This is a genomic window from Stenotrophomonas sp. Steno-C18 (genome assembly GCF_056393195.1).
On sequence record NZ_JBWJOX010000013.1, the window covers coordinates 31,097 to 42,971 of the forward strand.

The 11,875-nt window shown below is 62.4% G+C and carries 8 protein-coding genes and 1 pseudogene; 2 read left to right on the forward strand and 7 right to left on the reverse strand.

What is annotated here, in order from left to right; all coding sequences use genetic code 11:
- Positions 1–314: 314 nt before the first annotated feature.
- The 4 genes and pseudogenes from AC06FE_RS18820 to ubiK all read right to left on the reverse strand — a co-directional run bounded on the left by AC06FE_RS18820 (position 315) and on the right by ubiK (position 5,951).
- The gene (locus tag AC06FE_RS18820) at positions 315–2,099 is read right to left on the reverse strand and encodes a hypothetical protein (RefSeq protein ID WP_478073922.1); all 1,785 of its coding nucleotides are present in this window, start codon (positions 2,097–2,099) and stop codon (positions 315–317) included.
- Positions 2,100–2,397: 298 nt separating this feature from the next.
- Complete coding sequence (locus AC06FE_RS18825; RefSeq protein ID WP_478073923.1) at positions 2,398–4,689, reverse strand: hypothetical protein; 2,292 nt, start codon at positions 4,687–4,689, stop codon at positions 2,398–2,400.
- Positions 4,690–4,780: 91 nt separating this feature from the next.
- A pseudogene (locus tag AC06FE_RS18830) lies at positions 4,781–5,683 on the reverse strand (YifB family Mg chelatase-like AAA ATPase); the annotation flags it as partial.
- A 10-nt stretch (positions 5,684–5,693) separates the two neighbouring features.
- A complete protein-coding gene (gene ubiK / locus AC06FE_RS18835; protein WP_132862599.1) occupies positions 5,694–5,951 on the reverse strand; it encodes a ubiquinone biosynthesis accessory factor UbiK in 258 nt (85 codons plus the stop codon).
- A 179-nt stretch (positions 5,952–6,130) separates the two neighbouring features.
- Here ubiK and AC06FE_RS18840 point away from each other — a divergent pair, with 179 nt between their 5' ends.
- On the forward strand, positions 6,131–6,469 hold the full coding sequence (locus tag AC06FE_RS18840) for a P-II family nitrogen regulator (RefSeq protein WP_057635941.1): 339 nt from the start codon (positions 6,131–6,133) through the stop codon (positions 6,467–6,469).
- A gap of 123 nt (positions 6,470–6,592) precedes the next feature.
- On the opposite strand, the gene AC06FE_RS18845 is transcribed toward AC06FE_RS18840, so the two are convergent.
- Positions 6,593–7,255 (reverse strand): RIO1 family regulatory kinase/ATPase domain-containing protein, encoded by a 663-nt coding sequence (locus AC06FE_RS18845; protein WP_132862600.1) that lies wholly within the window; start codon positions 7,253–7,255, stop codon positions 6,593–6,595.
- A gap of 266 nt (positions 7,256–7,521) precedes the next feature.
- Positions 7,522–8,379 (reverse strand): polyamine aminopropyltransferase, encoded by an 858-nt coding sequence (gene speE, locus AC06FE_RS18850; RefSeq protein ID WP_478073924.1) that lies wholly within the window; start codon positions 8,377–8,379, stop codon positions 7,522–7,524.
- Between the two features lie 239 nt (positions 8,380–8,618).
- Here speE and speA point away from each other — a divergent pair, with 239 nt between their 5' ends.
- On the forward strand, positions 8,619–10,508 hold the full coding sequence (gene speA, locus AC06FE_RS18855) for an arginine decarboxylase (RefSeq protein WP_478073925.1): 1,890 nt from the start codon (positions 8,619–8,621) through the stop codon (positions 10,506–10,508).
- A gap of 129 nt (positions 10,509–10,637) precedes the next feature.
- On the opposite strand, the gene AC06FE_RS18860 is transcribed toward speA, so the two are convergent.
- Entirely contained in the window at positions 10,638–11,804 is a 1,167-nt protein-coding gene (locus AC06FE_RS18860; protein ID WP_478073926.1) for an OsmC family protein, read from the reverse strand.
- Between the last annotated feature and the right edge of the window lie 71 nt (positions 11,805–11,875).

Consider the following 11,875-nt stretch of genomic DNA (forward strand, 5'->3'; position numbering starts at 1 on the left):
GTTGGCGCGAGCTGATCTTGCGGCGCAATTCAAGACTGATTTCAGAGCAGCCCTGCGCAGTTGGTCTAGTTCCTCATAGCCGCCCAAGGCAGACTCCGCAATGAGTCGCTGGTGGTTTAGACTCATCCCGCGGATTGATAGTGTGTCGTCAGAGTACTTTGCAAGCGCACCCTGTGATCTTAGAGCGGCAAGAAAACTTTCATTCTTTAGATGCGTAGCTGGCGATGAAGCTGCGCTTCGTAATAGCTCGCCTAATGCTTTGACGCTCACTAGGTCGACCTGTCGTCTGGCAGCGCGGACTTTTGTGGTAATGGTCATAGAGAAGCCTTTGGGCGCAGGAGTACGCAGATTCGGTAGTCTCGCTCTCTGTCGAGAAACTGCGGCTCAACAATCAGGCGTCCTTCCTCGATTAGATCCTCCAGATACGTCACCAGCGCTTCCTCCTCAAGGACAGTGAAGTCGCTGGTGCCAAAGTGCTGATTTAGCTCGTCGCTAAGAAGTTCTGCCTCTTTGGTCCCGTGCGTCACTCCATAGGCGACCCATTCGGCGGCCACCCCGCGTATTGTCGCCCCAGGAGTGGCTTCGGTTATGTAGTGCCAAAGATGCTGGGCGTCCGTGTGGCCGAGAAACCAACGCAAGGTATCCATTCCGCCGAAACCTCCTCCCCAGAAGAAGAGCATGGCGAAAAATCGTCGCAATTGGTGCTGTCGCAAGTAGTACCGCTTTCCATCGGCATCTAACTGCATTTCAATCCAATCGCAGAACAGGTCCATTGCCTCGCAGTAGGATTGCTTGAGCACTTGCGCTAGATCATTGCCTCCGAACTTTCTGGGCGGCGAGAAAAGGTTCGTGTAAGCGGGAATGGTGCCGATGCGTATCAGCCCACGCTGTAGCTTTTCGAGCAGCCTTATGAGACGAGCGCCGACTGCCGGTATTGGCCGAGCCTCCTTCTCCCTAAGGTCGCCGATTCCAGACTTTCTGTTCCGAAAGACAATCCGCGTCCCTGAATCGTCCAAAGACTCGCCTGCAACCAAGTCAATTAGCTCACCTACACGCCGCGCGGTCAGAAGGCCAACCGTAACCTGGACGGCACCGTAGAGAACTCGCAGGGCCTCATAGAGTCCCACGTTCTCGCGCAACTCGCGATACCACTGTTCCGCAGTCAATGGCGGGTCTGCACCGGGTCCGCCCATCTGACTAGGATCGATGCCCCATCTGCGTACGCCCAGGCGAATGCACGACTCAGAAAGGAAGGGCTGAATTGACCTATTCTCAGCAAAGGACGCAATTGACTGATTGGACTGTGAGGCCGCTGCTGCGAGGGCCAGGTAGCTATCAATGAGTGGATCACCATATTCCAGTGCGAACTCGATGGCAGCACGTAGCGATCGAAAGACCACCTCTTGCGGAACGGTGCGGTAGCGCCCCATAGCCTTCGTGTCGATTGAGCTAATGAATCGTCTCAGCTCATCGATCTGAAAATGGGGAGCGTCCATTCCCTCAGATCGAACCAACGCCAATGGCGCTATTGAGCCGACGTAACTTTTGAGGGCCCGCTCTCCCACGCGGATATCAGGCAGACTGGTGACTCTGGCTCGGGGACGTTCAGTCACACGGCGATACTCCGGACCGAGGCAGAGTTCGACAGGCACAGGCAGGACTAGTGAACGTCCAAAGAGCGTGCCCGCGTAGATTTCTCTGGCAAATTGGTCGTTCCTGGGTGACAACCGAAACCCGTTCTTTCCTTGCTTGTATTTCCTTTCAATTGCCAGCCACGCGCGGGCTTTGACGACCTCTTTTGCGTCAAGTGATGTGAGAAAATCTTCTGGCGTAGGAACCGGACTGTCAAAGTCATGATGAAGTTCCCGTCCTATGTTCTGGGCGTCAGGGGGCAGGGCGGAGATCTGAGCCCGCAGATATGCGCTAAGGCGTTCGGGCCACTGGTAGATTGAGACAATCGCGCTTCTGTGTGTCCCGATAGTTGAAACCAGAGCTTTAAGATCGTTCTCCGAGAGCCCAGTCAAGCCATGCTCTTGTAGGCCCAAGCTATCGGCACGAAGCAATAGGTAGTCGATGCAGTGAATGGTCCACATGAGCATGTTTCGCTCAGTGCCAAGTGCAAGTATTCGTCCGCCTGTTGTGTCTACGTGCGTGCGAGCAACTAGCCAGCATTTGAGGGATTCAAGTAATGATCGGTATCTCGGCGAGGTAAGCAGTGCTCCGTTTGGAAGTCGAACGCGCCAATCGATTTCGAACTTGGTCAGGCTTTCAATCGTCCAGGTGTGCGAATCGAAGGGGCTTTTCAGCCAACGGGCGGATTCGTATCGACGACCTTGCGTGCGCAGAAACGGCCTTATGAGGTCTTCCAGCTCTATTGACGAGCTAGTACCCGTGTCGTTATGCATAAATCAGGGCCTCCACGCGGCTTGGATCGATGTGGCGCCTTGCCATCGCTACCATCGAATGGAATTCAGGTTGCTCGTTCTGTGACTCCAGGTGTGGGATCAACCGTTCGGATATCCGGGCCCACCTAATTGCGCGCCCGCAGGCGCGCCGGGGGGATGTCTTCACCGCAGCCTCAAGGCTCATGAGGATCGTGAGAACGCCGGCATGAATGCCAAACACGACCGACCTCCGCTCAGGCAGTTCACGGGCTGGCAGCATGTCGGGCGATTCGAGGTGTGCCGGGACTCGCTTGAGCGCATGGTGCTCCAAGAACTCGTCAAGTTCGTCCATGGAGTCGAACTCGGTAGCTTCCAATAGAAAGGGTGACTCGCGTAGTGCTTCGCAAAGAATCCCGCTCTGGAATAGTCGAATCCACCGTTCAACAAAGAATTCTTGAATCGGGCGTGGCAAATAGCGATCAAGCAGAGAGGGTCTCCACTTTGCGTGTCCGAGAGCCTCCGCCATCGTCTCAACGCTTCCTGTCTCTAGATACACTAGAACGCCTGAGGAGGCGCGCAGTCGCCGCAAACTAAATCGAGTTGCCAAGTCCAGGCTTACTACTGGATCTCTCAGCCAAAGCAGATCGTTATTATCGTCGCCCCGGCTACTTGAAGCGAACTCACGAAACCTATTCGACATCCACTCTTTGTTGCGATGGGCTTCGGAGTCTGCATTCCAGTGCGAGGGCGTAGCGCCCATGCTGGAAATAGACAAGAACAGCCTTCGCCAGTGCTGATGGTTCTGTGTTCGCAACCAGTTTCGAAGTGGGGTAGTTAGCTCCACAATGTCTCGAACAATCTGGAGCGTCTCTGCGGTCAGCAGAACTTCTTGTTGGGCTAAGGCTGCGCCACGCCGACGCTTTACTCCTCGTAAGTACCAACCGGCATCCATTTTCGTCAGTCCAACTTCGTGGCCATGCGAATCGAAGAGTTCGAGCTCAGATAGGAACGCAGGAGTTATCTTTGGGTGCTCGCGGACAAGAATCGCAGCATGGGCTAGCAATAGCTGAGGAGTTGGCAGGCCGAGCTCCCATGTGGTCTGAGCCAAAGGTTCCGGATAGAAGCGATTCGCGGGGTACTCAGAGGCTAGGTGCTGGAATTGCTTGAGCTCAAATGTCGCGGCCGCGTGAGCCAAATGCTCCGTGCAGTCCCTGCTTAGGCGATAGGTGACCCCAGGATTGGCTCCGGTGGCTCCCATCCTGGTGGCGATCCCTAATGGAGCAATAGTTGTGCGGAGCTGTAGGCGACGCCGGGCCTCATCAACTTCAAATCGTGCCCAAGCCATTAGCGCATCAACTTCACGTCTGATGTCACGAAACAAGATCTCCTTGGCTTCACTGTCGGTCACGTGGAGTGGAACGGGAGTGATTAGCGAAACCTTAACCGCGTGACCGGCGGCGGTTGTCCTAACTTTAGCTACCGAGCAGTCAGCCTTTCGTGTCGCTGGAATAGGAATAGCTGGGATTGGCGAAGCCCATTTATTACCTAGGAGGTGGTTATTCAATAGATCAGCAAATCTCCTCCATTCGGCAGACAGAGTGTCGATCTTCTTGCCTTCGTGATGCCCTGATCGAAAATACGCAGGCATGAACTCGCTTAGCGCGTTGCCGATGCTGATGGAGTCGCTGAAGTCCAGTGCGCATCGATCTGCAAGGAAGTCAGATAATTGGCTGAGAATTGGAGAGATACTCGAGATACGGCTCTTTGAGAACCATGTTCGAGATGCGGCTAGTAGTTCGCGCGTACGTTCCGGCCCGAAGTGGCTCCAAAAACGCCATAGCCTCAGGGCACAGCGCTCTCCGGCGGCATTCTCGATGATCCAGCCTTGCCAGAATTCGATGGAGAGGGGGTCAAACTCCTGTGCATTAAGTTGATGTACGCGCTTACGGAAGCTCAAGTCCCAGGAGGACTGATTCAATGTGGATGGAACGTAGGGCTTCAGCGCTTCAGGCAGCGCCACGTGAAAGTTTCGGAACTTGTTCCAAGGCAAATCCTTCGTATTCGCTTCTGTAAACAGGTTTGTGTAGTAGGAAGCTACATATCCGCCTAGAACGTCCTTGATGGCGCCGTCGTGCGCTTGGAACAGTGTTTGATTAGTTAGCTCCAGATAAGCCTGCAGTCTGATAAGCGAGGCCTGTTGATGCGCGAGCGACCTTCGATCCGTCCTCAGCCTTGCAACGAAGGACTCAGGGATCCTGGAGAGCGGATAGCCAAAATGGCACCTTGGAATTGTGACAATTGGCATGTGCTGATTTCCTCACAGAATAGAAGAAATACTCGCAAAAACAATGTCATACCGTGCATGACAATGTAGCACCAAAAGATTAAACGGCCCGTTCGTCCAGGAACAGGACGCCGTTGTGCGCGAGCGAGATCTCGCCCGGGCGCGGGTGCGACCCACCACCGACCAGCGCCACCGCGCTGGCGGTGTGGTGCGGGGCTCGAAACGGGCGCTGGCGCCAGTGCGCCGGATCGAAGCCACGCCCGCTCAACGAAGCGACCGCCGCGGTCTCCAGGGCCTCGGCTTCGCTGGCATCGGGCAGGATGCCGGGCAGGCGTGAGGCCAGCAGCGTCTTGCCGCAGCCTGGCGAACCCAGCATCAGCAGGTGGTGGCTGCCGGCGGCGGCGATCTCCAGGGCACGTCGCGCCTGCTGCTGGCCGCGCACATCGGCCAGGTCCGGCTGTGGCGAAGGCGTGGCCATCGGCACGCTTGCCTCCGGCAACGCCTTGGCGCCGCTCACGCCGGCGCAGACCTCCAGCAGGGTGCGGGCCACCTTCACCTGCGCATGCCGCGCCAGCCCCGCTTCGGCGGCATTGCCTTCGGCGACCACCAGCGTGCGCTGCGCCTGCGCGGCGGCAATGGCCGCGGGCAACGCGCCGTCGACCGCGCGCAGCTCGCCGGTCAGCGCCAACTCGCCGATGAACTCATGTCCGGCCAGCGCGTTGCGGTCGATCTGGCCGCTGGCGGCGAGGATGCCCAGGGCGATCGGCAGGTCGAAGCGGCCGCCGTCCTTGGGCAGGTCGGCCGGTGCCAGGTTGATGGTGATGCGCCGCGCGGGATACTCGAACTGCGCGCAGAGCAGGGCGGCGCGCACGCGGTCACGCGATTCGCGCACGGCGGCCTCGGGCAGGCCGACGATCTGGGTCGAAGGCAGGCCACCGGACAGATGGACCTCCACCCGTACCGGGGGCGCGTGCACACCCGCGCGGGCGCGGCTGTGCACCAGCGCCAGGCTCATCGGGCCCGGCTCAGGCGGACGGGGTGTCGGTGCGGCTTTCCAATGCGGAGACGGCCTGTTCCAGCGCCTCGAGCTTCTCGCGGGTGCGCAGCAGCACGGCGCGCTGCACCTCGAACTCCTCGCGGGTCACCAGGTCCAGTTTGCCCAGGCCGGCCTGCAGGGCGCTCTTGAAGGTAGCCTGCAGCTCCTCGCGCGATTGACGCAGGCCCGGCGGTACCAGGTCGCTCAGGCGACGGGCGAGTTCGTCGATGTGGTTCAGGTCGATCATGGTGGGTCTCCGCACGAATTGGCCGAGCCTAGTGGGTCGGCGGCGTGCGGCGTATCGGGGTCCGTTATGACAGGCGGTAAGGATAGTCCGTAATGCCCATGCCGGCACCTTGGCCGGGGTGGCCAAGCGCACCGGCGTAGAGGGTATCCTTCGGACAGATAACCCGAGGGAAGCGACCGATGAAGATGATCATGGCCATCGTCAAGCCGTTCAAACTGGACGATGTGCGTGAAGCGCTGGCCGAGCGTGGCGTGGCCGGCATCACCGTCACCGAGGTGAAGGGGTTTGGCCGGCAGAAGGGCCACACCGAGCTCTATCGCGGTGCCGAGTACGTGGTCGACTTCCTGCCCAAGGTGAAGATCGAGGTGGCGGTCACCGATGCCCAGGCCGACGAAGTGGTCGAAGCCATCGTCAAGGCCGCCGGTACCGGCAAGATAGGCGACGGCAAGGTGTTCGTCTACGACCTGGGCAGCGTGGTGCGCATCCGCACCGGCGAAGTGGACGCCGACGCACTCTGAGCCGCCGCGCAGGCCGGGACGCCATCCCGGCAGCGCATCGCCGGGGAGGGGGCTCCGGCTCCCGTTTCCGCCCGGAACCAACGCATCAGGCCCCATCACGCCAGGCCTGCACGCCCCGCGTGGTCACTCCTGGCCCTTGATCCGCCGGTACAGGCGCTTCCACGTACCGCGAATGGCCTGCACCCAGCCCGGCTCGGCCAGCAGGGCCACCTGTTCGGCGCTTGGCCGTTGGCCGGTCAGGCGCTGGCGCATCTTCACCAGGTTCTTCATGTCGCTGCGGCGCAGCTGGCGGCTGATCGGCCCGTTGCGCAACCAGCGCGGCGAGCGCCACGCCGAGGTGAAATCCAGCAGCACCGGCACGCCGGCGCTGACCACCACGTTGGTGCCATGCAGGTCGTTGTGGGTGATGCCGGCGGCATGCAGGCGGCCGAGCGCGTTCTGCAGCTGGTCGAAGACTTCCTGGGTGACGCCCTGCACGCCGGCGCTGAGGGTATCGCCGGGGATGAACTCCATGCCCAGCGCCAGGCCGCCCAGGGTGCCCAGCAGCGCCGGCGCATGTTTCCAGCCTTTCAGGCGTTCCAGTACCCGGGCCTCGCGGCGGACCAGCAGGCGCGCGACCGGCGCCAGCGGCGTGCCACGGTAGCGGCGGTAGTCCTTGACCACGGCCGGCCGGCCATCGAGCTCGGTGCGGTAGACGTCGGGCTCGAGCAGGCGTTCGCCGCGCTTGAGCAGGTTGGGGGTGGGGACGACGGCATGTTCACCGTCAAAGGCGGGCAGGGAATTCATGGCAGACCTTCCTGACGCGGCGTGGGCGCGGAAAGCGTCGTGAACTGCCGGTCTTCGGGGTGATTCGTGTTGAGTGGCCGAATTATAAAACTGAACAGTCCACGAATTGCTGAATGTAAAAAAAATGTAGGAACCGTGTGACGGAAAGGATCGTTGCGCTGGTTGGCTTGCAACACTGCCGGGCCTTTGCGCTCGCCATCGCCACAAACGAAAAACCCCGCGCCTTGCGGGCGCGGGGTTGGGTCACCACGGCGGGCCTGGGTGGCTTACTCGCCCAGTGCCTTGGCCACGAACGGCGGGCTGACCATCACGCCGGTATGCAGCGGGGCGGTGTAGTACAGCGTGTCGAACGGCTTGGCGGCCGCATCGGCCTCACGGAAGCCGAAGCCGAAGCCGGCCTGCTTGCTGGCCACGGTCACCGACCACCAGCCGGTCGGGTAGCACGGCTGCGGGAACGGCAGGGTCTTGAACGACTGGAAGCCGGCCTTGCCCATTTCCGCGCGCATGTCCTTGATCAGGTCCAGCAGCGCCAGCGGCGACTCGCTCTGCTGCACCAGCAGGCCGTCGTCCTTCAGGGCGCGGAAGCAGCTTTCGAAGAACGCCTTGTTGAACAGGCCTTCGGCCGGGCCGACCGGGTCGGTGGAGTCCACGATCACCACGTCCACGCTGCCCGGGGCGCAGTTGGCCATGTAGGCCACGCCGTCGTCGAACAGCAGCTCGGCGCGCGCGTCACCGTTGGATTCGCACAGTTCCGGGAAGTACTTCTCGGCCATGCGGGTGACCTGCTCGTCGATGTCGCACTGGGTGGCGCTCTCCACGCCCGGGTGCTTGAGCACCTCGCGCAGGGTGCCGCAGTCGCCGCCGCCGATGATCACCACGCGCTTGGGCGCCGGGTGGGTGAACAGCACCGGATGGCTGATCATCTCGTGGTAGAAGAAGTTGTCCTTGGTGGTCAGCATCATGGCGCCGTCGATGACCATCAACTTGCCCCAGTCGGTGCTGTCGTAGATCTCGATCTTCTGGAACGGCGACTGCACTTCGTCCAGCTTGCCGGTGATGCGGAAACCAATGGCCGAGCCGGTCGGCTGGAAGTGTTCGATGAACCAGTTTTCGTTGGAGGTCATTGCAATATCCCTAGGAGGAGTGGGCTGTTCCTTCTCCCCCGGGAGAAGGTGGCGCGGAGCGCCGGATGAGGGTACGGGTGAAACCTGCTGAATCTGGGACTTGGCCGTACCCTCACCCCCAACCCCTCCCCCGGAGGGGGAGGGGAGCAAAGGCGCGGGCGCGGATTGTAACGGACCGGTGCCCCGCTGGCGTTAGAATGCGCGTCCTTATTTATCCACAGCCGAGAGTTGCTACGCCGATGAGCGATTGGTCCCTCGAACAGGCCCGCAAGACCTATTCGATCCCGCACTGGTCCGATGGTTATTTTGACGTCGATGCCGCAGGGCATGTCGTGGTCCGCCCCGCCGGTAGCGCGGGCGTCACCGTTTCCCTGCCGCAGATCGTCGATTCGGCCCGTGCCGCAGGCGCCAAGTTGCCGCTGCTGGTGCGCTTCCCGGACATCCTGGGCGAGCGCCTGGGCAAGCTGCAGGCGGCCTTCGCCCAGGCCCAGGCGGACTGGGACTACGCTGGCGGCTATACCGCGGTGTACCCGATCAAGGTCAACCAGCACCGTGGCGTGGCCGGCACCCTGGCCAGCCACCACGGCGAGGGCTTCGGCCTGGAAGCCGGCTCCAAGCCGGAACTGATGGCGGTGCTGGCGCTGAGCCGGCCGGGCGGGCTGATCGTCTGCAACGGCTACAAGGATCGTGAATACATCCGCCTGGCGCTGATCGGCCGCAAGCTCGGCCTGCAGACCTACATCGTCATCGAGAAGCCCTCCGAGCTGAAGCTGGTGCTGGAGGAGTCCAAGGCACTGGACGTGAAGCCGGGCCTGGGCGTGCGCATGCGCCTGGCCTCGCTGGGCGCCGGCAAGTGGCAGAACAGCGGCGGTGACAAGGCCAAGTTCGGGCTGTCGCCGCGGCAGCTGCTGGACCTGTGGAAGTCGCTGCGTGACACCGAGTACGCCGATTGCCTGAACCTGCTGCACTTCCACATGGGCAGCCAGATCAGCAACGTGCGCGACATCGCCAACGGCATGCGCGAGGCCACCCGCTACTTCGTCGAGCTCTCGCGCCTGGGCGCGAAGATCAGCCACGTCGACGTCGGCGGTGGCCTGGGCATCGACTACGAAGGCACCCGCTCGCGCAGCTACTGCTCGATCAACTACGGCCTGAACGCCTACGCCAGCAACATCGTGCAGCCGCTGGCCGAGGCCTGCGAGGAGCATGCACTGACCCCACCGCGCATCATCACCGAGTGCGGCCGCGCGATGACCGCCCACCACGCGGTGCTGATCGCCAACGTGTCTGAAGTGGAGCAGGCCGCCGAAGGCCGCATCCCCGAGGCGCACGACGATGAGCCGGCCGCGGTCCGCCACCTGCGCGAGATCCACGACGAGCTGGACCAGCGCCCGGCGGTGGAGCTGTTCCAGGAGGCCCAGCACTTCCACGCCGAAGGCCTGAGCGCCTATGCGTTGGGCCAGATCGACCTGCCGCAGCGGGCGCGCATCGACGACCTGTTCTACGCGATCGCCCACGGCGTACGCGCGCGCCTGAGCTACGACGAGAAGAGCCACCGCCCGGCGCTGGATGAGTTGAACGAGCGCCTGGTCGACAAGTATTTCGTCAACTTCAGCGTGTTCGAGTCGATCCCCGATGCCTGGGCCATCGACCAGGTGTTCCCGATCGTGCCGATCGAACGCCTGAACGAGCGACCGGACCGCCGCGGCGTGATCGCCGACATGACCTGCGACTCCGACGGCATGGTCAAGACCTACGTCGAGAACGAGAGCCTGGACAGCTCGCTGCCGCTGCACGCGGTGCGCCACGGCGAGAGCTACCGCATCGGCTTCTTCCTGGTCGGTGCCTACCAGGAAATCCTCGGCGACATCCACAACCTGTTCGGCGACACCGACGCGGTGGAAGTGGTGGCCGACGCCGATGGTTACTCGATCACCCAGCAGCGTCGCGGGGACACCACCGACGTGATGCTGGACTACGTGGGCTACAAGCTCGACGACCTGCGCGCGGCCTACAAGCAGCGCGTGGCCGCGGCCAACCTGCCGGCCGAGCGTGCTGCCGAGCTGGACGCTGCGCTGGAAGCGGGCCTGACCGGCTACACCTACCTGTCGGACGAACCGCTGGGCTGAGCCCGGTGGTGGATGCGCCCCTCTCCCGCGTGCGGGAGGGGGGCGTTTTCGTTTCCGGCATCCGACCCAAAGAAAACGGCGGCTTGCGCCGCCGTTCGCATTGCATCGCGATGCTCCTGCAGTACCGCCTCAGCCGCCCTTGTAGGCGCCGTGGACGATGCTGCCTTCCAGCGTCTGCTCATCCTTGACCAGGTTGTACAGCGGGCAGGTTTCCTCTACCGTGTCGCGCAGTGCCAGGATCTCCTGTTCCGACGCCGGCGACTCGATCCGCGCGGTGTAGCGGATGTCGTGGAAGCGCGCCGGGCCGCTCACGTTCGTGCCGAAGCGCGGGCTGAGCTCGGCGTCGGCGGTGACCTCCAGCGAATCCAGCAGCACGTTGCGCGCACCGGCCTGCACTTCAAAGATATGCGTGGGGCAGGTGGTGGTGACGCCGATCAGGTGTTCCTCGGCGGTCGGTGCAAGCCCATAGCCGAGCAGGCCCGGTGCGCTGTCGTGCAGTTGCAGGTGGTAGCCGTCCTTGCCGATGAACACCTGGCGCAGGCCGGTGTGCGGCTCGACGTGGGCGCGCGCGACCAGCGTTTCGGGGTTGGCCGGCGTGCCCGACGCGGCTTCGCGCTGCTTGGCCAGCACGGCCGGGCGCTTCTCCTGGGTGATGAAGTCGCGCAGGCCCGGCGGCAGGCCCGGGTCACGCGTGGCTGGGGTCTGGATGTACTCCACTTCGATGCGCCTGATCGGTTGCGCCTGCGTCACCAGGTTGATCGCCGAGGATTGCTCGTGGACGCTGCGCTTGAGCGCCTGCAGCTGCGCATCGGTGGCCGGCGAGTCGATGTAGGCCACGTAGGAAAGGTTGTTCGGGTAGCTCAGGTTAGCGCTCTTGCGCTTGGGGATGCTGGTGAACACCACGTCCAGCCCATCGATCGGGATGTTCGCCGCCGCAGCCTGCACCAGGTACTCGTCGGCGATGGCGCTGGACAGCACGCCCACCAGCGAATCCCACGAACCCGCGCCCAGGTTGTAGCCGGCATAGTCGCGACCACTGTCGCTCAGGTACTGGAAGGTGCCGGTCGGCCCGATGCGCAGGCGGCGCACGCCCGAGCGGCTTTCGGCGGTGACCTTGGCATGGATGGCGGTCGGTACGCCGTCCTGCGCCGATTGCGCCTGGATGGCGGCCTTCTTCTCGACCAGGTAGTCGCGCAATGGCGTGCTCGACGGCGCCGCCGATGCCGGTGGCAGCAGCAAGGCCGTGGACAGTACGGAGGCAGTGAGGGCAAGCAACAACGGACGTGCGATGGACATGACAGGCAGGACTCCGCAGCGGGCCGGATGGCCGGAAGACTGACGACTTTCCACGTTGCGATGAATACGCG